This is a genomic window from Rahnella bonaserana (assembly GCF_019049675.1).
Taxonomy (GTDB): domain Bacteria; phylum Pseudomonadota; class Gammaproteobacteria; order Enterobacterales; family Enterobacteriaceae; genus Rahnella; species Rahnella bonaserana.
On sequence record NZ_JAFMOW010000068.1, the window covers coordinates 170,963 to 192,129 of the forward strand.

Below are 21,167 nucleotides of genomic sequence, written 5' to 3' on the forward strand. Positions count from 1 at the left end.
TTACGCAAGGATCAGGCGAGGGTGACATCGCCCTGAAGCTGGCAGCTGCAGGCCAGCACATAACCCTGTGCGACTTCCTCATCGGTCAGCGTCATGCGGCTGGTGGTCTGGTAATCACCGGTAAGTATCCGGGTTTTACAACTGCCGCAGACGCCTGCACGGCAGGCTGCGGTGACCGGCAAGCTGTGCTGTTCCATGGCAGCCAGCAATGTCGTTCCTGCCGGTACGCGGTAATTCTGTAACGGTGTCAGACGGGTCAGTGTCAGTTGCTGGTCGGCAGACACCAGGGTTTCAGTTGCCTGAAACTGCTCTTTGACGATGTTTTCCGCTGTTACACCGAGTTCTTTCGCCCAGTCACCTGCCAGTTGCATATAGGGCGCGGGGCCGCAAATCATCACACGTCGTGTCTGAATATCCGGCACCTGACTTTGCAGTAAATCCTGGCTCAGACGTCCGGCGATTTGCCCGGACTCTGCATTATGCTCGGCAAGAAGGGTCAGATTCAGTTGCGGGTAACGCGCTGCCAGCTGCTGCCATTCGCTGGCAAAAATAATGTCCTGCGGACTGCGCACGCTGTAAAACACCTGCACGCTTTGCGCCGGATGATGCGCCAGAACATCGCGCGTGATCGACATCACCGGCGTTACGCCGCAACCTGCAGCCAGTAAGAGCAAGGGCTGTTCCGTGTCGCAGGTGAATTCCCCTTGCGCGTCACTCAGCCATAAATAATCACCGGGTTTAACCTGCTCTGTCAGCCACTCTGAACCTTCGCCGCCTTCGATGCGGCGCACCGTGATCTGAATGAAACGGCTCTGACCCGGTGTGGAAGACAATGTGTACGCACGTTGTACGTCGCCACTCAGACCGATATTGACCAGCGCAAACTGGCCGGGACGATACGGAAACACGTCGTGATTAATCAGCGACAGCGTGCGGACATCCGGCGTTTCCTGCGTGACGGAATACACCTGCATGCGGTTCTGGCACAACGCGGTCGGCTGATCGGGGAATAAAGGAAAAATCATTTCAGTTTACTCCGGCAGCATGGTTTTCAGATCCTGCTCAACCGAAGTGATTGCGCGCAGGCCAAATTTTTCATTGAGGATTGTCAGCAGGTTTTCGGTCAGGAATGCCGGTGCCGTCGGGCCGGTAGCGATATTCTTCACGCCCAGCGACAGCAGGGTCAGCAGGATCACAATGGCTTTTTGTTCAAACCAGGAAAGCACCAGACTCAGCGGCAAATCATTCACACCGCAGCCTAATTTCTCCGCCAGATTGACCGCCAGAATAATAGCGGAATAGGCGTCGTTACACTGGCCGACGTCCAGCAGGCGCGGCAGGCCTTCGATGGAACCGAAATCCAGTTTGTTAAAGCGGTACTTGCCACAGGCCAGCGTCATGATCAGGCAATCCTGCGGCACGCTGCGCGCCAGATCGGTGAAGTAGCTCCGCTCGCCGCGGCTGCCATCGCACCCGCCGATCAGGAAGATGTGGCGCAGTTTTTTAGCGGCCACGAGATCAATCACGGTATCCGCTGCGCCGAGCAGCGTCTGGCGGCCAAATCCGACCGTAATTTCCTGCTCAATTTCGCTGTAACGAAAGCCCGGAAGCTGCAATGCCTGCGCAATTACCGGCGCAAAATCTTCACCTTCCAGATGCTGTACACCCGGCCAGCCGACGATGCTGCGTGTCCAGATCCGGTCGCCGTAGTTGCCGACGTTCGGGTCGATGATGCAGTTGGAGGTCATCACCACCGGTCCCGGAAATTTCGCGAATTCCACCTGCTGATTTTGCCAGCCGCTGCCGTAGTTACCGGCCAGATGCGGGAATTTCTTCAGTTCAGGATAACCGTGCGCGGGCAACATTTCGCCGTGGGTATAAATGTTGATGCCGGTACCGGCGGTTTGCTCAAGCAGCATCTGTAAATCTTTCAGGTCGTGACCGGAAATCAGAATTGCTTTACCCGCGAGCGGTCGGACATTGACGTTTGTCGGCTGCGGGTGACCATAGGCATCGGTTTCGCCCTTATCCAGAATTGCCATCACGCTAAAATTCATTTTGCCGATCGCCATTGCATTTGCGAGCAGTTCACTCATGTCCGCAGGCTGCGTGCCGAGCCACGCCATCAGACGGTGATATTCGGCGTAAATGGCGGGGTCAGACTGACCCAGAACGTGCGCGTGCTCCATGTACGCCGCGGCACCTTTCAGACCATATAGACACAGCATCCGCAGACCATGAATGTCATCGCCAATCTGCGCTTTGTCGCCGTTCAGCGCAAACTGCTGTGCCTGTTGTTGCAGCTCGCCAAGGTTATCGCTGATTAATTCCAGCGCGGCCAGCGGATGGCTGACGGTAATTTGCGGATCCATTAGGCGGCAACGCACGGCCAGTGATTCGCGGTGGATAATGGCTTCGCGGGCGTAACCGACAATGCGATCAGAATCGAAATTCACGTTGGTCAGGGTGGAGAAAAAGGCGCGGGGCGCGAAGCTGTCGATCTCTTCATCAATAATCCCGTAGCCGCGCGCAGTCAGCGCCCAGGCGGACAAGCCCTCCAGCACCGCCACCAGTAAGTCCTGTAAATCGGAGGTTTCTGCCGTTTTGCCACACATTCCCTGCGCATAAGCGCAGCCATTGCCCGCCGGGGTACGGACTGTTTGTTCACATTGCACACAAAACATAATGAGGTCCTTTTTAAAGTTGCATTTGAAATGCTTGTTTTGATGCAAGCCTAAAACTGGCAGGGAAAGAAATGAAGGGGTTTTTAAGACTAAGTGAAGGGGAGTTGATTTATCGCAAGTTTTGCAGAGGAGTGCCCGCTGCCGGAAAGCAGCGGGAAAACCCGTGTCAGGCAGAGAAGAAGGCCATCAGCACAGGCGCTATCAGGCTTAACACGAATCCGTGAACAACGGCGGGAGGCACCATATCCAGGCCGCCACTGCGCTGTAACACTGGCAGGGTGAAATCCATAGAGGTCGCACCGCACAGACCAAGCGCCGTCGACCGGCTGGTGCGCACCAGCGTCGGGATTAACATAATCGCGCACAGTTCGCGGGCCAGATCGTTAAAGAATGCGGCGCTGCCGATGACCGGACCAAAGGAATCGGTAAGCACAATACCCGAAAGCGAATACCATCCGTAACCGGAGGCGAGTGCCAGACCGGTTTTCAGCGGCAGGCCAAGTAATAACGCGGCGATGGCACCACCGGCTAACGCGCTGACTGCGACCACCATCCCGACCATCATTCCGCGGCGGTTAAGGATTATCTGGCGTAGCGTCATGCTGCTGTTGCGAAGCTGTATGCCGACCAGTGCCAGCAGGAATAACAATGCGATTTCGCTGGCCTGCGAGGCGAAGGTCAGCCAGTGCCATTGGGTCAGGCCGAGCGCGAAACCGCCGATGACCACACCGCATAACTTCAATGATTCCAGCGCCATGTGAATACGCGACGGCAGTTTTTCCTGCTTATGCTCTGATTTCCACGGACGGCGGCGTTCAAGCAGCCAGAGCGCGGCGTAATTCATCACAAAAATGCACAGGAAACAGACCGCCGCATATTTGAAAATCAGCAGTAAATTTGCGCTCAGATTGTCGAGGAAAGCCAGACTGATGCCCATAATAAAGAGGATGACGTACACCATCCAGCTCAGTAACTGATTAACAATGTGCAGCAGGGGCCGGTTTTTTAACGGAATAAGGTAGCCGGCGATCAGCGGCAGGAGAATAATTAACAGCCCGGAATACATGATGCAAAAGTCCCTGAAAAGTGAGATCCCATAAGTGGAGCGCGGCGCAGAAAAGGCCGCCCGCCAAGCTAACGAAAAGTTATCTGACTGTAAAGCAGCTTCGGCACGCAGAGATATCGTCGCGCGCTTGACCTGAACCATTTTTTAACGCCATGCTCAGGAAAGTTCAGAGCGCACAGGAGGCGTCTGATGTATCTGGAACGTATTGATATTGTCGGTTTTCGCGGGATTAACCGCTTGTCTTTAACTCTGACCCAGCCCGCTCAACGTGGCGCATCGATTACCGGCTCCTCCCGGCAGGGACAGGGCGAGTCCTTTCCCACCAACACCGTTCTCATCGGTGAGAACGCCTGGGGTAAATCCAGTCTGCTCGATGCCTTAACTCTGCTGCTTTCCCCGGAACCTAAGCTGTACTGCTTTAAACAAGAGGATTTCTATTTCCCGGCCGGTGAGGAGGAATCCAAATCCCAGTATCTGCACGTGGTATTTACGTTTTGTGAGAATCAGGCCGGTCATCATATGTCGCCGCGGTTTAATTCGCTCTCACCGCTTTGGGTGAAATGTGCCGATAAGCTCAACCGGATTTATTACCGGCTGGAAGGCGAACTCGAGGACGATGGCAGCGTAATGACCCTGCGCAGTTTCCTGTCATCCAACGGTCAGCCTTTAAATCTGACGACGATTGATCCGCTGGCGCTGGCGCTGATCCGCCTCAATCCGGTCTTACGTTTACGCGATGCGCGTTTTATCCGCCGTCTGCGCAGTGAAACACTGGCGCCACGGCTGGCGGCTAATAATGAAGAACTGGCCAAACAACTGGATGAACTGACGCGGGAACTGGTTCACAGCCCGCAGACGCTAAAAAACAGTGAGTTGCGCAGCGGTCTTTCTGCGATGCAGCAATTGCTGGAACATTATTTTGCCGAACAAGGTACGTCGAGCAGTGTGCCGTGGCAGCAAAAACGTCATGGCCGCGCAGAAAGCCGCCGCGCATGGCGTTCTCTGGATAACATCAATCGTATGATTGCCGAACCCAACAGCCGCAGTATGCGGGTGATGCTGCTGGGGATGTTCTCGACGTTATTACAGGCCAAAGGCTCAGTTGTGTTGCATCCCGATGCCAGACCGCTGCTGCTTATCGAAGACCCCGAAACCCGCCTGCATCCGATCATGCTTTCTGTGGCGTGGGGCCTGCTGGATCAACTGCCGTTACAGCGGATCACTACCACCAATTCCGGCGATTTACTTTCCCTGGTGCCGGTCGAGCAAATTTGTCGTCTGGTGCGTGAGTCCGGTCGCGTGGCGGCTTACGGCATTGGTCCCGAAGGGCTGAGTCTGGAAGACAGTCGCCGCATTGCGTTTCATATTCGCTTTAACCGGCCGTCTTCTTTGTTCGCCCGTTGCTGGTTGCTGGTCGAAGGGGAAACGGAAGTCTGGTTGCTGAATCAGCTGGCGCGGCAATGCGGTTATCATTTTGAATCTGAAGGGATCAAGGTGATCGAGTTTGCTCAGTGCGGGCTTAAACCGTTACTGCGTTTTGCCCGGCAAATGGGCATTGAATGGCATGCTCTGGTCGATGGTGATGAAGCGGGGCGCAAATACGCAGCGACGGTGATGGCTAATGTGGAAAGCCACGACGATACGCTGCGCTATCGCCTGACTGCGTTGCCGTCACAGGACATCGAGCATTTTCTGTATCGTGAAGGTTTTGAAGACGTTTACCGCAAGCATGCAGCGATACCGGACAATGTGCCGATGTCGCCGAGGCGCATTATTGATAAGGCCATTCACCGCAGTTCAAAACCTGATCTGGCGATTGACGTGGCGATGGCGGCATCGCTGCGGGGAACCCCGTCGATTCCTCCGTTGCTGCGCCAGATGTTTTCCCGCGTGGCCTGGCTGGCACGCGGGAGAGCCGATTAAGCCGCCTGGGTTTGTGCGACAGTAACCGGGTTGCCATGTCCGCTGGTGAATGTCTGGCGGATCTGGTTTTCCAGGTCATCTAACAGCTGATAACGGCGGCGATACTCGGAACGACGTTTACTGGCGATTTCTTCCAGTGGCCGGTGAGCAATCTGGCGGGGCAGATGGAAATAACCGTCTTCTCCCTGTTTTGCATCCAGCGTTTCCCAGAAGCTGTCGTAATCGGCAAACACCATCCCTTTGCGTTTTTTGTAACGCGGATCTTCATAAATATGCGTGTGGTTGCCGACAGCAATCAGTTGCGTCATGCCTGTCACATCCGCCAGCGTTGTCAGCGCTTCAATCACCAGACGTTTCGGGAACAAACCGTGACAGGCTTTGGTGGCAGTCTGAATTTCCTGATGATCAACATGGGCGCGCGGCCCTTGCAATGCGCCAATAAACAAGGTCGGCTGACCCTGATACTCAATAAAGGAGAACGTCACGATAGCAATCGGTTCTCCCTGCGGGTTATTGAACGACAGCGTCGCTTCGCCTTCTTTATCCAGACGGCTGACCGCGTTAAAGGTAATGGCGTAACGCTGTTCTTCTTTACCGGTCAGGGTAGCAATCGCCATCGGTTTTTTATTCAGATAGCCGTGATTAATGGCGTCTGGCAGGCAATCCTGAATCATGTCGTAATGATCAGTGATCCGTTTCAGGGCCTGCTCCTGCGTGATATTCGCCGCCTGATAAGTGCGATGTAACTTCGCCGGTAAACCGGGCATTGCAACCAGGATTTCATCACGCTGCGGATGCTGCGCCAGATAATCAAGCAGCGCAAACGTTCTGCGCGGTTGCTTCAGGGTGCGAAAAAGGAATTTAAGGCGATAGCGCGGTAATTTCCAGGACGGTCCCGGTGTAATGCGGTTGGTGAGCAAAGCCTTCATCAACTGCAAGCCTGAAAGCGGGGCTTTTTCTACGCTAGGATAATGGAGAGTCGTCATGGTCTTTACCTGTTATTTGCAACCGGGTTTTTGTTACCGATATTTCAACAGGAGATGGATAAACGACTGTGCAACGGGGAAAAGTATGGAGAAATTGAACGTGGTTTGTTGAGATTGTGTTTAGATTTGATTTTGTTTATGTCGTGTCTTAGCAATTGGTGTCTAAAAAATGTACTTTATTTTAGTAAAGAGGACTTGAAGCCTGAGTCATTCTCCCCCATAAATAAAAATGCCAGTCAGTGAGTGACCGGCATTTGAAGTTGAAGCGTTAACTGGCATGTCGTTTTGAAATGATCAGTAATGGACCGGGCAATGCTGAACCGGTCAGGCGACCGCTTCACTTTCCACTGGAATAATGAGGCTGGCATGATTCCCCTTTGGGCCTTCATGAACGTCGAAATTGACCTGCTGGCCGGCTTTTAATGTCCGGTAACCCTCCATCTGGATTGTGGAGTAGTGAGCGAAGATGTCTTCACCGCCATTTTGCGGGCAAATGAAGCCAAAGCCTTTAGCATTATTGAACCATTTAACAGTACCCGTCTGCATGCTTCTGCATCCCTCTCATGACTAGTCTGGTAGTAAATAGATAAAGCCAGTTGAGTGAGCACGTAGGCCAGAACGAAGCGGATAAGCGCCTGTTCAGGCCGGTTTAAACCCCGTCCGGCTCACGAATTTACACTCTAGTGGAATAGAGAAAGACGTCAAGGAAACGGCATTTGTCCCGGGGGAGCAGATAACCAAAGTTTGAAGCAGGTAACGCTATTGACATATTTTGTTAAATTTTCACCGGCGTTATCTGTTGCACGTAAGACATTTTGTGCAGCGGCAAGGTGAGGCCAGAGATGGTAAAATACGGTAATAACGGCGTGAGGCTCTGCAGAAAGCCTTCATGCTTGTGTATTTGGCTTCCGACACGATCTTCACAGGTGATGAACAGGCAATGGGCAATAATCAAGACTGGCTAAATTTTGAACATTTGGCGGCGGATAAGCAAAAGGATGAGGTAAAACCGCCATCTATGTATAAAGTTATATTAAACAACGACGATTACACTCCAATGGAATTTGTGATTGACGTTCTGCAAAAGTTCTTTTCTTATGATATTGAACGTGCAACGCAACTGATGCTCCAGGTGCACTATAGAGGCAAAGCGATATGCGGTGTTTATACAGCCGAAGTCGCGGAAACCAAGGTCGCACACGTAAATGAGTACGCCAAGGAGAATGAGCATCCGTTGCTGTGTACGCTGGAAAAAGCCTGATTAAGGCAATCTATTTGGGAGGTGCCTATGCTCAATCAAGAACTTGAACTCAGTCTCAACATGGCTTTCGCAAGAGCCCGTGAGCACCGGCATGAGTTTATGACCGTGGAGCACCTGTTGCTGGCGTTGCTCAGCAACCCTGCTGCCCGTGAAGCGCTTGAAGCTTGTACAGTAGATCTGGTGGCATTACGCCAGGAGCTGGAAGCCTTCATCGAGCAAACCACACCCACCTTACCTGCCAGTGAAGAGGAACGTGACACCCAGCCTACGCTGAGTTTCCAGCGCGTTCTGCAACGTGCGGTATTCCACGTGCAATCTTCTGGCCGCAGCGAAGTATCTGGCGCCAACGTCCTGGTCGCGATTTTCAGCGAACAGGAATCTCAGGCAGCTTATCTCCTGCGCAAACATGACGTCAGCCGCCTTGATGTGGTGAACTTTATTTCGCATGGCACCCGTAAAGATGAATCGGGCAGCCAGGCGCAAAACAATGCGGAAAACCCAGTTAACGAAGAGCAGTCGGCGGGGGAAGATCGTATGGAGAACTTCACCACTAATCTCAACCAGTTAGCGCGTGTGGGTGGTATTGATCCGCTGATTGGCCGTGACAAAGAACTGGAGCGCGCCATTCAGGTGCTCTGCCGTCGCCGTAAGAACAACCCGCTGCTGGTGGGCGAATCCGGCGTAGGTAAAACCGCGATTGCCGAAGGTCTGGCATGGCGAATTGAGCAGGGCGATGTGCCGGAAGTGATGGCCGACTGCACCCTGTATTCTCTGGATATCGGTTCGTTGCTGGCGGGCACAAAATACCGCGGTGATTTCGAAAAACGTTTCAAATCTCTGCTGAAACAGCTGGAGCAGGATAAGAACAGCATCCTGTTTATTGATGAAATTCACACGATCATTGGTGCCGGTGCGGCATCGGGCGGTCAGGTGGATGCGGCAAACCTCATCAAGCCATTGCTTTCCAGCGGTAAAATCCGCGTGATCGGTTCCACCACCTATCAGGAATTCAGTAATATCTTTGAGAAAGACCGTGCACTGGCGCGTCGTTTCCAGAAAATTGATATTACTGAGCCAAGCGTGGAAGAAACGGTTCAGATCATTAACGGCCTGAAAACGAAATACGAAGCGCATCACGACGTGCGTTATACCGCGAAAGCAGTGCGTGCGGCAGTGGAGTTGTCGGTCAAATACATCAATGACCGTCATCTGCCGGACAAAGCTATCGACGTCATCGACGAAGCGGGCGCGCGCAGCCGGTTAATCCCGGTCAGCAAACGCAAGAAAACCGTTAACGTCAGCGATATCGAAAGCGTTGTGGCGCGTATTGCCCGCATTCCGGAAAAAACCGTGTCTGCGACAGACCGCGATGTGCTGAAAAATCTGGGCGATCGTCTGAAAATGCTGGTCTTCGGACAGGATCCTGCCATCGAAGCGCTGACTGAAGCGATTAAGATGAGCCGCGCCGGTCTGGGTCAGGATCACAAGCCTGTCGGTTCGTTCCTCTTCGCCGGTCCTACCGGTGTGGGTAAAACCGAAGTCACGGTTCAGCTGGCGAAAGCGCTGGATATCGAACTGCTGCGCTTTGACATGTCGGAATACATGGAGCGTCATACGGTCAGTCGTCTGATCGGTGCGCCTCCGGGATATGTCGGCTTTGATCAGGGCGGTTTGCTGACGGATGCTGTCATTAAACATCCTCACGCCGTGGTGCTGCTCGATGAAATCGAGAAGGCGCATCCGGATGTCTTCAACCTGCTGTTGCAGGTCATGGACAACGGCACGCTGACTGATAACAACGGGCGCAAAGCCGATTTCCGTAATGTGATTTTGGTGATGACCACTAACGCCGGTGTACGTGAAACGGAACGTAAATCGATTGGTCTGGTTCATCAGGATAACAGCCCTGATGCGATGGAAGAGATCAAACGTACCTTTACGCCGGAATTCCGTAACCGTCTCGACAACGTTATCTGGTTTAACCATCTGTCTACGGAAGTTATCCAGCAGGTTGTCGATAAATTTATCGTCGAACTGCAGGCGCAGCTGGATGCTAAGGGCGTTTCTCTGGAAGTCAGCGATGAAGCGCGCGACTGGCTGACCGTTAAAGGCTACGACCGTGCGATGGGTGCGCGTCCGATGACCCGTACCGTTCAGGAAAACCTGAAGAAACCACTCGCCAACGAACTGCTGTTTGGTTCACTGGTGGAGGGTGGTTCTGTCTCTGTTGCCCTGGACAAAGCGGCTGACAAGCTGACTTATCACTTCATGAGTGCGCAGAAGAAAAAACCGGAAGGTGCGGTGCATTAATTTTCATCAGTGATGAAAAAACAAAAGGCGATGTGAAAACATCGCCTTTTTTCTTTCCGAAATTCTTTATTTAATTGCAGTAATTAGTGAGGGATTTCAGAAAGGATAGTGGAATAAATAATGGAACAAATGCCGGATTGCGGATACCACAAAACGCCCTTGCAACAGCAGGAAGGGCGAAAAGGGTATCCTCAGGTATCGCCGGAAAATCAGCGATGAGTGAGCCGCTTATTAACGGCTACGGAAGACAATGCGGCCTTTGCTCAGGTCGTACGGGGTCAGCTCTACAGTGACTTTGTCGCCCGTCAGGATGCGGATATAGTTCTTACGCATTTTACCGGAGATGTGAGCGGTAACTACGTGTCCGTTTTCTAATTCTACGCGGAACATAGTGTTTGGCAGCGTATCAAGTACGGTGCCTTGCATTTCAATGTTGTCTTCTTTGGCCATCGAATCCTCTAGGTCTAACTACCATAGTTTTTAACCGGCAAGATAATGCCGAAAAACCCACATTATGTAAAGAAGTATGGTCCATGACCGCACCTATTCCCTATCCTTCGGGAACACCGGCAGGTCTTCATCATGTGGGGATAAGTCTTGTGGCAACCAGCAATCCGGCGCTAACGCACGTTGCGAAAGTTCGGATAACTGCTGCAAAAATTGGCGGCGGGGGATCTCTCTCGCACCCAGCGACGCAGTGTGAGGGTTGAGAACCTGACAGTCAATCAGTTCTCCACCATTGCGGGAAAAATGTTGGCAAAAAACCATCAGCGCGGCTTTTGAGGCGTTTTCACGGCGACTGAACATCGACTCGCCGCAAAATAACCCGCCAACAGAAACACCGTATAATCCGCCAACCAGTTCATTTTCTTCCCAGACTTCCACTGAATGCGCCCGGCCGGCTTCGTGCAACTCCTGATAACCGCGCTGAACCAGCGGCCCGATCCAGGTGCCGTCCTCACGCTGCATCGCACAGGCACGTATGACCTTTTCAAATTGCTGGTTAAGCGTGAAACGAAAAGGCATTTTGCGCATGAAACGTTTCAGACTCCGGCTGACATGACGTTCACCGGGAACTAAAATTGCGCGGGGATCGGGCGACCACCAGAGGATCATTTCCCCCGGTTCAAACCAGGGGAAAACGCCGTACTGATACGCGGAAAGCAGGCGAGGGGCAGTAAGGTCACCCCCGATAGCCAGCAGGCCATTCGGCTCCTGCAACGCAGTTTCAGGATCCGGAAAATTGACTGAACTGGCCTCAAGCTTTACTAACCGCATAGATCTCCTTATCCGGCGACTCACGGGCCGCCGCTAAACTGGCAACTACGACGTCAGGTGCGTGACAAAAACCGCGCGTACCGGCCCTGTGCAGCAATTAACGACGCATGATCACCTTGCTCCACAATCTGACCTTCCTCCATAACGCAAATCCTGTCGAAAGTTTCCAGACCTTGCAGCCGGTGCGTCACTAAGAGTAGCGTCTTATTCTGACAATGCTTGTGCAGCAGTGCCAAAATATGTTGTTCCGTTTCCGCATCAAGCCCTTCTGTCGGTTCATCGAGCAACCACAGCGGAGCATCATGCAGCAAAGCACGCGCCAGCCCGATACGACGCTGTTCACCACCGGAAAGCTGACGCCCGCCTTCACCGAGCCAGGCGTTCAGGCCTTCGTTTTCCAGCAACACATCCAGATCAACCTGTCTCAGTACATCTGCGATTTGTTCATCGGTGCAGTGCGGCGCGGCCATGCGCAGGTTTTCACGCAGCGTGGTGTTAAAGACGTGCGCACGCTGGCTGACAACGGTGATCATCTTACGCAGGGTCGCTTCATCGTAATCGCCAATCGCATGGTCATTGATGTCAAGCGTGCCGCTGGTGATATCCCAGCCGCGGGTCAGCAGTTGCAGCAAGGTAGATTTGCCACAGCCTGTCTGGCCGAGCAGGGCGATATGTTCACCGGCACGGACATCCAGCGTGATGTTTTTCAGCACAGGCAGCGGCTGTCCGGGATAGGTGAAGTTCAGATTTTGCAGCGACAGGCTGACGTGTTCAGCGGCAACCGGACCTTGTGTCGGGAAAGTCACGTCAGCAGGCTGGTCGATAATCTGGCTGACACGCTGAGCCGAAGCGATAACTTGTCCGAGATGCTGAAAAGCCGCTGCGACCGGCCCCAGCGCTTCGAAAGCGGCAAGCGGAGTAAATACGAATAAAGCAATCAGTGCGCCTGGCTGCGGGAACTTACTGATGCCACCGGCGGCCAGCCACAGCATCAGCGTGACCGTCAGACCGGCCGCTGCAATCACCATCGCCTGCGACAATCCGGTCAGTTTTGCCTGCTGTTGCTGGCGCAACATCCAGCGGCGTTCGATATCGTTCAGTTGCTGGCGGAATCGTAGCTGAGCGCCAAAGACCACCAGTTCAGACTGGCCCTGTAACCAGGACGTCAGGTGCATGCGGTAATCGCTGCGCAGCGCGGTCAGCTCACGGCCAGCCGGTTTACCTGCACGGTAGAAAATTACCGGCAGGAGCAACATCAGCACCAGCATGATCGCACCAAGCGTCAGCGCCAGTTTCATATCGAGGAAACTCAGGCCAAATGTCACCAGAAGAATGACCACCAGCGCACTCACCAGCGGAGAAATCACCCGCAGATACAAATGGTCCAGCGTATCGACATCGGCCACCAGCCGGTTTAGCAAATCGGCCTGACGAAAACGGGCAATCCCCCCCGGCGACAGCGGCATGATTTTGGTGAATGTAAACACGCGAAGATGCGCCAGCACGCGGAATGTCGCGTCATGGCTGACCAGACGCTCAGCGTAACGGCCTGCGGTACGAAATATCGCAGCTCCGCGCACACCGGCGGCAGGAAGCATGTAGTTGAAACTGTATAAACCGGCAATACCCGCCACGGCGGAGGCTGCCAGGAACCAGCCGGAAAGGGTCAGCAGCCCGATGCTCGCCAGCAAAGTGACGATAGCCAGAATGACACCGAGAGACAGGCGGAACCAGTGACGGCGGTACAGCGTGAGATAAGGCAGAAGAGTTTTCATGATTACAGCTCCTTATTCCGCTGAGAAAGCAGGCTGGCGAATAAACCATCCTGAGCCATCAGTTGTGCGAAGGTTCCGCGCTCGGCGATCAGGCCTTTATTCATCACCCAGATTTCATCATAGTCCCGTGTGTCTTCAAGCTGATGCGTCACCAGCAGGGAAGTCTGCTCTTTTGAAGCGTCGTTCAGCGCGCTCATTACCCGTTTTTCGCTGTGCGCATCGAGGCTGGCGGTGGGTTCATCGAGCAACAATAAACTGCACGGTGAGAGCAGGGCGCGGGCCACGGCCACGCGTTGTGCCTGACCAATCGATAATCGCGCAGCGCTGTCACCCAGCTCGGTTTCCAGCCCTTGCGGTAACAGCGGCAGAAATTCATTCACGTACGCGCGTTCAAGCGCTGACTGCAGTTGCTCTTCGCTGACATCCGGCTGATTAAGCAGAATGTTGGCGCGCAGTGTTTGTTCGGGCAGATGTGGGTTCTGGCCGACCCAGCTCAGCTGTTTACGCCATTCATCGTTGCGTAATGATTTCAGCTCCATCCCGCTGACGGTAACGGAACCCTGATAAGGCAGGAAGCCGAGCAGGGCGTTTAGCAACGAACTTTTACCTGCACCGCTCAGGCCGACGATGGCGATACGTTGCCCCGCCGGAATGCTGAAGGTCAGCGGCCCGGCCAGCGTTTTACCTTGTGGCGACTGAATAACCAGATCGCGGGCTTGCAGTTCCACCGTCCTTCCTGACGGAAAACTCTGGTCACCGTCACCCATATTGGCACTTTCAGCGCTCAGGAACGTCACCAGGCTTTCCGCTGCGCCGACAGCCTGTGCTTTGGCGTGATAAAACGCGCCCAGATCACGCAGAGGCTGGAAAAACTCGGGAGCCAGTATCAGCACCAGAAAACCGGCGAACAGGGTCACGGGTGTGCCGTAGCTGCCGAAATTCAACTCGCCGAGATAAGAGAAGCCGAAGTAAACCGCGACAACAGCAATCGAGATAGAGGCGAAAAATTCCAGTACCGCCGAAGATAAAAAGGCCAGACGCAGGACGTCCATTGTACGTGCGCGAAAATGTTCGGTTGAGCGTTTAATCTGGTCAATTTCTGCCGTGCCGCGATGGAACAGACGAAGCGTATCCAGGCCGCGCAGACTGTCGAGGAAGTTTCCGCTAAGACGCGCCAGCGCGACAAAGTTCCGACGGTTAGCATCTGCCGCACCCATTCCGACCAGCGCCATGAACAGCGGGATCAGCGGTGCGGTGACCAGCAGGATCAATCCGGCAGCCCAGTTAATCGGAAAGACGCTGACTAAAATCAGCAGAGGAATAATACCGGCAAGTGCAATTTGTGGCAGATAGCGGGAATAGTAATCCTGCATATCTTCAATTTGTTCAAGAATGATGCTGGCCCAGCTGCCCGCCGGTTTGCCCTGGATCCACGCAGGCCCCAGTTTTTCCAGACGATCCAGCACCAGTTTGCGCATTTCCTGGCGGATAACGCGTCCGCAGATAAAACCTACCTGTTCACGCAGCCAGGTGACAACAGCGCGCAACACAAAGGTCAGCGCCATTAACAGAAAACTTTGCAGCAGCGCATCACGCGGTGTGTGCTCGATGATCAGGCTGTGCAGTAATCCGGCCATCAGCCAGGCCTGTGCAAGGATCAGTAAACCAGAAAGCAGACCCAGCATCATAGACAGTCGGATCCAGCCTTTGGCGCGGGAGCTTTGTTGTTTTAACCAGCGGATAAGTTCTTGTTGTCGTGTTTTATTCATCAGGCTTCAGTCTGTGCAGCAATCCGGATGGGAGGGCGCTTATGTTACATGCTCAGACCGCAAACTGAAAATAAGAAGAAGGCGGCAATTAAGCCGCCTCTTTTAAGGGCAATCAGGAGAGAGAATTTTTATAAATCTGGTGCTTGCGATAAACCGTCCAGATAGCGTTCGGCATCCAGTGCGGCCATACAACCGGTTCCGGCAGAAGTGATTGCCTGACGGTAGATATGATCCATGACATCGCCTGCGGCGAAAACGCCCGGAATGCTGGTTTGTGTCGCATTGCCATGCGAACCGGACTGCACTTTGATGTAGCCGTCTTTCAGTTCCAGCTGACCTTCGAAAATGCCGGTGTTCGGACTGTGACCGATAGCGATGAAGACACCGGCAACATCCACCTGAGATTTCTCATCAGTGCGCACATCAAGCAAGCTCGCGCCGGTAACACCCATCTGATCGCCGACCACTTCGTTCAGGGTTTTGTGGGTGTGCAGAACAATATTACCGCTCGCCACTTTGTCATTCAGGCGATCCACCAGAATTTTTTCTGCGCGGAAACTGTCACGACGGTGGATAAGATGCACTTCAGAAGCAATGTTCGCCAGATAAAGCGCTTCTTCAACAGCGGTATTCCCGCCACCCACCACAGCGACTTTTTGATTACGGTAGAAGAAACCGTCACAGGTGGCACAGGCAGAAACGCCGCGGCCTTTGAATGCTTCTTCAGAAGGCAGACCGATATAACGTGCGGATGCGCCAGTGGCGATAATCAAGGCGTCACAGGTATATTCGCCGCTGTCGCCGGTGAGGCGGAACGGACGGTTTTGCAAATCGACTTTGTTGATGTGGTCGAAAATGATTTCGGTATTAAATTTGGTCGCATGTTCATGCATACGTTCCATCAGACCCGGCCCAGTCAGACCTTCCGGATCACCCGGCCAGTTTTCGACTTCGGTGGTTGTGGTCAGCTGACCGCCTTTTTCCACACCGGTAATCAGAACCGGATTAAGGTTGGCGCGTGCGGCATAAACTGCTGCGGTGTAACCCGCCGGACCGGAACCTAAAATCAATAATTTACTGTGTTTAACCGTACTCATGCGTAATTCATCTCCGCGGTAGCGACAAGCGATAGACCGATTGTAGGGAAAACGGCGCAGTAAAAAAAGCAAACTCAGATGTTGTTAACGATTTGTCTGATAGTTTTTACAATGAAACACGGGTAAAAAGGTTTCCGTTCCTGATTATCAGACACTTAACTGTTTGATGAACAGAGTGAAAAAACAACAGCGGGGAAGTTATCTCCCGTAAATGTTGTTTAACAGAGTGCGGTCTTTTAGTCACAATTCACGGCAGGTTGTGGGGTTTTGGCTGAAATATTTCGCACACTGAGTTGTTATTGTCCAAAGAGAAAAGACAGCGAAAAAGGGGGGATCAGCTTTTCAGGTTGGCACGTTCTTCTGATTTTGCTTCTTTTACTTTGACAATCCGCTGTGCATTTGCGAAAACATCAGGGGAAGAAGAAATTAACTGCCTGTCTGTGACTTGAATTTATGCAATTGGCTGCTACCGGGTCCGTTCTAGTATTGCTTTTTTGCGTTTTTGTTGCAGCAGGGTTTAGTGAATCAGGTTGGCTGTATGCAATCTATTAATTTCATAGGGTTATTTCTTTTGAGTATCCGTTTCACAGCCGTGTTCCTTTTGACAGGGGATCAACGCGGCTTTTGGATGCGTAAACCTTAATAATCGGGTCTTCGCTTGGGACAACCCTTAGACATTGAAGTTGGCTGGGGTATGGCAGGTGCAGGGAAGGACAGCAGAGAGACAATAATAATGGTAGACAACAAAAAACGTCCGGGAAAAGATCTCGACCGTATTGACCGTAACATCCTCAACGAATTGCAAAAGGATGGCCGGATTTCAAACGTCGAGCTTTCCAAACGTGTGGGATTATCTCCAACTCCATGTCTGGAGCGCGTTCGTCGTCTGGAACGTCAGGGCTTCATCAATGGTTATACCGCATTGCTTAACCCGCATTATCTGGATGCCTCGTTACTGGTTTTTGTTGAGATTACCCTCAACCGTGGCGCGCCGGATGTGTTTGAGCAATTTAACGCGGCAGTACAAAAACTCGAAGATATTCAGGAGTGTCACTTGGTTTCAGGGGACTTCGATTATTTGTTGAAAACCCGCGTACCTGATATGTCCGCCTACCGTAAGCTGTTAGGTGAGACTTTACTTCGTCTTCCAGGTGTTAACGACACCCGTACCTATGTGGTCATGGAAGAAGTAAAACAGACAAATCGCCTGGTCATCAAAACCCGGTAATTGTTCAGGTGCAAAACCTTGTAATTTTAGCTACACTCCTGTGTATCTATACAGCTATAGCGCCGGGGACTCTCGGCGCTGTTGCTTTTTCTCAGTTCACAGGAACCTGGAGAGCCTTTCTTGAGCCAGGAATATACAGAAGATAAAGAAGTTACCCTTAAAAAACTGAGCAATGGTCGCCGTCTTCTGGAGGCTTTGCTGGTGGTGGTAGCGATTTTTGCTGCTTATTTAATGGCGGCATTGGTGAGTTTTAACCCCTCTGATCCAAGCTGGTCTCAGACCGCATGGCATGGGCCAATTCACAACTGGGGCGGTGGTGTGGGAGCCTGGATGGCTGACACGCTGTTCTTCATTTTTGGCGTATTTGGTTACGCTATTCCACCTATTATTCTGTGCCTTTGCTGGGCGGCGTTTCGTCAGCGGGATAAACAGGATTTCGTCGATTATTTTGCCCTTTCGCTGCGCCTTATCGGGACGCTGGCGCTTATTGTCACGTCTTGTGGTCTGGCTTCAGTCAATATCGATGACCTTTACTACTTTGCTTCAGGTGGCGTAATCGGCAGTTTGTTAAGTACAGCGATGACGCCGTATTTTAACAACGTCGGTGCGACGCTGGTGTTGTTGTGCGTGTGGGCGGCCGGACTGACACTGTTTACCGGCTGGTCATGGCTGACGATTGCCGAGAAAATTGGTGGTGTCGTGCTCGGTGTCACGAATATCGTGACCAACCGTTCCCGTCGTGACGATGATTATGACTACGACGAGCATGACGATCCGTTACTCGAAGATGACGACGCCAAACCGGTGGCCAGAGTTGCTCCAGCCGTCGCTGGTGCTGCTGCAACAGCAGCGATGCCGGCTGCCGCCACAGTGGCTACTGAAACAGATGACGACGATGTGCTGTTCTCTGCGCCTTCAGTCAATGAGCATCCAGCAGCACAGGCACCTTCGGCCCCTGTTCCTGCCCCTGGTGCGACTGACACGGCGGCGCCAGTCGCTGAACCGGCTACTGGCGCGAACCCGGCGCCAGCAGCAGATCCTTATGCTGCACAACCGCCGGTGGCGGAGATTTCACCTTATCCATCTTCGCCAGTTTCAACCGCGCCACCTCTCTACAATTTCGAAATTCCGGAAGAAACACCGGTGCCGCGTCATCCGCAGCCCGTGCAGCAATCTCCTTCTCCTGCGCCGGTTGAACGTAATCATGACGATGGCCCGAGCCTCGGTAACTGGCAAACTGCGGTTGAACCTAGCCGTTCACCCTTTGATTTCAGTTCGCCGGTACCTGATGCCGCGCAGGCTGCCAGCGTTGCCGCTACGGCTGCCCTCGCGACCGGTCTGGCTCAGGCAGGGCAGTCTGCGACATCTTCAGCTACTAATACCTTTATGCCTGCTTTCAGTGCTGTAAGTGATGAAAATCCGCAGGTGAAAAAAGGCTTTGGCCCTGAATTGCCGCGTCCAAACCCGGTACGTATTCCTACGCGTCGCGAGCTGGCGTCGTATGGCATTAAATTGCCGTCTCAGCGTATGGCCGAACAACAGGAAAATGCGCAGGCTGTGACACAGCAGAATGGCGGACAGGAAACCTGGCATAACGATCCTCTGGCTCAGGCCGACGAGGAAGCTATGCAGGAAGCCGCATTGCAGCAGGCGTTTGCCGCGCAGCAGCAAGAGCGTTACGGCGATGCGTTGACTGAAAATGAACCGGATGCTGAAGCTGTCTTACAGGAAGCTGAATTACGCAATGCGTTCGCTGCGCGTGAGCAGGCGCGTTATCAGCAAGAAGTCGAGCCACAAAGTGGTCTGGTTCAGCATCATCATTCGCAAGATAATCAGGAAGAAATTTCCCGTTCTGCTGCCGATGATTTTGCTGCTGCTGCGATGAAACTCAGCCAGCACGATGCTTTCAGCTTCTCGCCAATGGCTGATCTTGTGGACGATACGCCGTCTGAGCCATTGTTTACGTTGCCAGCACAAGCGGAAGAAGAACCGCAACCTGCAGCGTTTGCTCAGCAACCTTACCAGCGCGCTGCGGCTTCAGAGCCGGTGCAACATGCGCAGGAGTATGAAGCGCCACGTCAGTCATCGCCATCGGCGCAGCCTGATATGGAAAGTCTGATCCACCCGTTCCTGATGCGTAATGAACAGCCGCTGGTGAAACCGACTACGCCGCTGCCGTCACTGGATTTGCTGACCTCGCCTCCGGCAGAAGCGGAACCTGTAGACGAGTTCGCGCTGGAACAGATGGGTAACCTGATCGAAGCTCGCCTGAATGATTACCGCATCAAAGCAGATGTCGTCGGCAAATTGCCTGGCCCGGTCATTACCCGTTTCGAACTGGACCTGGCGCCGGGCGTTAAAGCCGCGCGTATTTCTAACCTGTCGCGTGACCTCGCGCGTTCATTGTCTGCCGTTGCAGTGCGTGTCGTAGAAGTGATTCCCGGCAAGCCTTATGTGGGTCTGGAATTGCCAAACAAAAAGCGCCAGACCGTGTATCTGCGCGAAGTGCTGGACTGTGCGAAGTTTAAAGAAAGTACGTCTCCGCTGACAATTGTGCTGGGTAAAGATATTTCGGGTGAGCCGGTTATCGCCGATTTGGCGAAAATGCCTCATCTGCTGGTGGCCGGTACGACCGGTTCCGGTAAGTCCGTCGGCGTTAACGCCATGATCCTGAGTATGCTGTACAAGTCCAAACCGGAAGATGTGCGCTTCATCATGATCGACCCAAAAATGCTCGAGCTGTCGGTGTATGAAGGTATTCCTCATCTGCTGACCGAAGTCGTTACCGACATGAAAGATGCAGCGAATGCGTTGCGCTGGTGTGTCGGCGAGATGGAGCGTCGCTATAAACTGATGTCCGCGTTGGGCGTACGTAATCTGGCGGGCTATAACGAACGAATTCTGGAAGCCGATGCGATGGGACGTCCAATCCCTGATCCATTCTGGAAGCCGGGCGATGGTATGGCCGCTGAGCCGCCGTATCTGCAAAAAGAACCGTTTATCGTAGTGATGGTCGATGAGTTTGCCGACCTGATGATGACGGTCGGTAAAAAGGTGGAAGAACTGATCGCGCGTCTGGCCCAGAAAGCCCGTGCCGCAGGTATTCACCTGGTTCTGGCGACACAGCGTCCTTCTGTCGATGTGATTACCGGTCTGATCAAAGCTAACATCCCGACCCGTATTGCCTTTACGGTGTCGAGTAAAATTGACTCCCGTACCATTCTGGATCAGGGCGGGGCGGAATCGCTGTTGGGGATGGGTGACATGCTTTATATGGCTCCGAACTCCTCGATTCCGGTGCGTGTTCACGGTGCGTTTGTCCGTGACCAGGAAGTCCATGCCGTGGTTCAGGACTGGAAAGCACGCGGTCGTCCGAAATATATCGAAAGCATTGTTTCCGGTGGTGACGATGGTGAAGGTGGCGGTTTAGGTCTGGACGGCGATGAAGAGCTTGATGCTCTGTTTGATCAGGCTGTGGCATTCGTCGTCGACAAACGTCGCGCATCAATTTCAGGCGTTCAGCGTCAGTTCCGCATCGGTTACAACCGTGCGGCACGTATCGTTGAACAAATGGAAGCGCAGGGCATTGTCAGTGCGCCGGGCCATAACGGTAACCGTGAAGTGCTGGCGCCGCCGTCGCACGAATAAATCCTTTCAAAATTAATATCCAAAATCATTCGGGCTGGATCAAGGCAGCTAACGCAGAGACAGTTCGAATGATGAAGGATATTTGCAAAGATGCGTAAAACACATGTTTTTCAGATGATTGAGCTACCACCGGAGCGCTGCC

At 53.1% G+C, this 21,167-nt stretch carries 15 protein-coding genes; 5 read left to right on the forward strand and 10 right to left on the reverse strand.

Going from position 1 to position 21,167, the window contains the following annotated elements:
- Positions 1 to 11 precede the first annotated feature (11 nt).
- The 3 genes from hcr to J1778_RS22480 form a co-directional block, all read right to left on the reverse strand.
- The gene (gene hcr / locus J1778_RS22470; RefSeq protein ID WP_217175045.1) at positions 12 to 1,025 is read right to left on the reverse strand and encodes an NADH oxidoreductase; all 1,014 of its coding nucleotides are present in this window, start codon (positions 1,023 to 1,025) and stop codon (positions 12 to 14) included.
- A 6-nt stretch (positions 1,026 to 1,031) separates the two neighbouring features.
- Positions 1,032 to 2,684, reverse strand: a complete 1,653-nt coding sequence (hcp, locus tag J1778_RS22475) for a hydroxylamine reductase (protein ID WP_217175046.1) — start codon at positions 2,682 to 2,684, stop codon at positions 1,032 to 1,034.
- A 166-nt stretch (positions 2,685 to 2,850) separates the two neighbouring features.
- Entirely contained in the window at positions 2,851 to 3,750 is a 900-nt protein-coding gene (locus J1778_RS22480) for a LysO family transporter (RefSeq protein ID WP_120506951.1), read from the reverse strand.
- A 189-nt stretch (positions 3,751 to 3,939) separates the two neighbouring features.
- On the opposite strand from J1778_RS22480, the gene J1778_RS22485 reads away from it, so the two are divergent.
- Positions 3,940 to 5,673 carry an ATP-dependent endonuclease gene (locus tag J1778_RS22485; protein ID WP_217175047.1) on the forward strand — a complete coding sequence of 578 codons (1,734 nt, stop codon included), beginning with the start codon at positions 3,940 to 3,942 and terminating at the stop codon, positions 5,671 to 5,673.
- Here J1778_RS22485 and J1778_RS22490 read toward each other — a convergent pair.
- Both J1778_RS22490 and cspD read right to left on the reverse strand, forming a co-directional pair.
- Positions 5,670 to 6,659, reverse strand: coding sequence for a VirK/YbjX family protein (locus tag J1778_RS22490; protein WP_217175048.1), 990 nt, complete (start codon positions 6,657 to 6,659; stop codon positions 5,670 to 5,672). The genes J1778_RS22485 and J1778_RS22490 overlap by 4 nt on opposite strands.
- 324 nt (positions 6,660 to 6,983) lie before the next feature.
- Positions 6,984 to 7,205, reverse strand: a complete 222-nt coding sequence (cspD, locus tag J1778_RS22495; protein WP_015696601.1) for a cold shock-like protein CspD — start codon at positions 7,203 to 7,205, stop codon at positions 6,984 to 6,986.
- Between the two features lie 394 nt (positions 7,206 to 7,599).
- On the opposite strand from cspD, the gene clpS reads away from it, so the two are divergent.
- Both clpS and clpA read left to right on the forward strand, forming a co-directional pair.
- Entirely contained in the window at positions 7,600 to 7,920 is a 321-nt protein-coding gene (gene clpS / locus J1778_RS22500; RefSeq protein ID WP_013574769.1) for an ATP-dependent Clp protease adapter ClpS, read from the forward strand.
- 27 nt (positions 7,921 to 7,947) lie between these two features.
- Entirely contained in the window at positions 7,948 to 10,230 is a 2,283-nt protein-coding gene (clpA, locus tag J1778_RS22505; RefSeq protein WP_217175049.1) for an ATP-dependent Clp protease ATP-binding subunit ClpA, read from the forward strand.
- A gap of 231 nt (positions 10,231 to 10,461) precedes the next feature.
- Here the strand turns inward: clpA and infA are convergent, their stop codons facing one another.
- From infA to trxB, 5 genes are all read right to left on the reverse strand, one after another.
- On the reverse strand, positions 10,462 to 10,680 hold the full coding sequence (infA, locus tag J1778_RS22510) for a translation initiation factor IF-1 (RefSeq protein WP_002211347.1): 219 nt from the start codon (positions 10,678 to 10,680) through the stop codon (positions 10,462 to 10,464).
- Positions 10,681 to 10,773: 93 nt separating this feature from the next.
- Positions 10,774 to 11,508 carry a leucyl/phenylalanyl-tRNA--protein transferase gene (gene aat, locus J1778_RS22515; protein ID WP_217175050.1) on the reverse strand — a complete coding sequence of 245 codons (735 nt, stop codon included), beginning with the start codon at positions 11,506 to 11,508 and terminating at the stop codon, positions 10,774 to 10,776.
- 53 nt (positions 11,509 to 11,561) lie between these two features.
- Positions 11,562 to 13,283, reverse strand: a complete 1,722-nt coding sequence (cydC, locus tag J1778_RS22520; protein ID WP_217175051.1) for a heme ABC transporter ATP-binding protein/permease CydC — start codon at positions 13,281 to 13,283, stop codon at positions 11,562 to 11,564.
- 2 nt (positions 13,284 to 13,285) lie between these two features.
- Positions 13,286 to 15,052 carry a heme ABC transporter permease/ATP-binding protein CydD gene (cydD, locus tag J1778_RS22525; protein WP_217175052.1) on the reverse strand — a complete coding sequence of 589 codons (1,767 nt, stop codon included), beginning with the start codon at positions 15,050 to 15,052 and terminating at the stop codon, positions 13,286 to 13,288.
- Positions 15,053 to 15,180: 128 nt separating this feature from the next.
- Positions 15,181 to 16,149: a thioredoxin-disulfide reductase gene (gene trxB, locus J1778_RS22530; protein WP_120161190.1), complete on the reverse strand. Its 969-nt coding sequence runs from the start codon at positions 16,147 to 16,149 to the stop codon at positions 15,181 to 15,183.
- Between the two features lie 733 nt (positions 16,150 to 16,882).
- Between trxB and lrp the strand changes: the two genes are divergently transcribed.
- Together lrp and J1778_RS22540 are read left to right on the forward strand one after the other, a co-directional pair.
- Positions 16,883 to 17,377, forward strand: coding sequence for a leucine-responsive transcriptional regulator Lrp (lrp, locus tag J1778_RS22535; RefSeq protein ID WP_013574775.1), 495 nt, complete (start codon positions 16,883 to 16,885; stop codon positions 17,375 to 17,377).
- Positions 17,378 to 17,497: 120 nt separating this feature from the next.
- Entirely contained in the window at positions 17,498 to 21,025 is a 3,528-nt protein-coding gene (locus J1778_RS22540) for a DNA translocase FtsK 4TM domain-containing protein (protein ID WP_217175053.1), read from the forward strand.
- The last annotated feature ends 142 nt before the right edge of the window (positions 21,026 to 21,167 follow it).

Excerpts from the sequence above, each read along its gene's own strand:
- hcr (WP_217175045.1), bottom strand. The coding sequence starts at position 1,025 with ATGATTTTTCCTTTATTCCCCGATCAGCCGACCGCGTTGTGCCAGAAC.
- hcp (WP_217175046.1), bottom strand. The coding sequence starts at position 2,684 with ATGTTTTGTGTGCAATGTGAACAAACAGTCCGTACCCCGGCGGGCAAT.
- J1778_RS22480 (WP_120506951.1), bottom strand. The coding sequence starts at position 3,750 with ATGTATTCCGGGCTGTTAATTATTCTCCTGCCGCTGATCGCCGGCTAC.
- J1778_RS22485 (WP_217175047.1), top strand. The coding sequence starts at position 3,940 with ATGTATCTGGAACGTATTGATATTGTCGGTTTTCGCGGGATTAACCGC.
- J1778_RS22490 (WP_217175048.1), bottom strand. The coding sequence starts at position 6,659 with ATGACGACTCTCCATTATCCTAGCGTAGAAAAAGCCCCGCTTTCAGGC.
- cspD (WP_015696601.1), bottom strand. The coding sequence starts at position 7,205 with ATGCAGACGGGTACTGTTAAATGGTTCAATAATGCTAAAGGCTTTGGC.
- clpS (WP_013574769.1), top strand. The coding sequence starts at position 7,600 with ATGGGCAATAATCAAGACTGGCTAAATTTTGAACATTTGGCGGCGGAT.
- clpA (WP_217175049.1), top strand. The coding sequence starts at position 7,948 with ATGCTCAATCAAGAACTTGAACTCAGTCTCAACATGGCTTTCGCAAGA.
- infA (WP_002211347.1), bottom strand. The coding sequence starts at position 10,680 with ATGGCCAAAGAAGACAACATTGAAATGCAAGGCACCGTACTTGATACG.
- aat (WP_217175050.1), bottom strand. The coding sequence starts at position 11,508 with ATGCGGTTAGTAAAGCTTGAGGCCAGTTCAGTCAATTTTCCGGATCCT.
- cydC (WP_217175051.1), bottom strand. The coding sequence starts at position 13,283 with ATGAAAACTCTTCTGCCTTATCTCACGCTGTACCGCCGTCACTGGTTC.
- cydD (WP_217175052.1), bottom strand. The coding sequence starts at position 15,052 with ATGAATAAAACACGACAACAAGAACTTATCCGCTGGTTAAAACAACAA.
- trxB (WP_120161190.1), bottom strand. The coding sequence starts at position 16,149 with ATGAGTACGGTTAAACACAGTAAATTATTGATTTTAGGTTCCGGTCCG.
- lrp (WP_013574775.1), top strand. The coding sequence starts at position 16,883 with ATGGTAGACAACAAAAAACGTCCGGGAAAAGATCTCGACCGTATTGAC.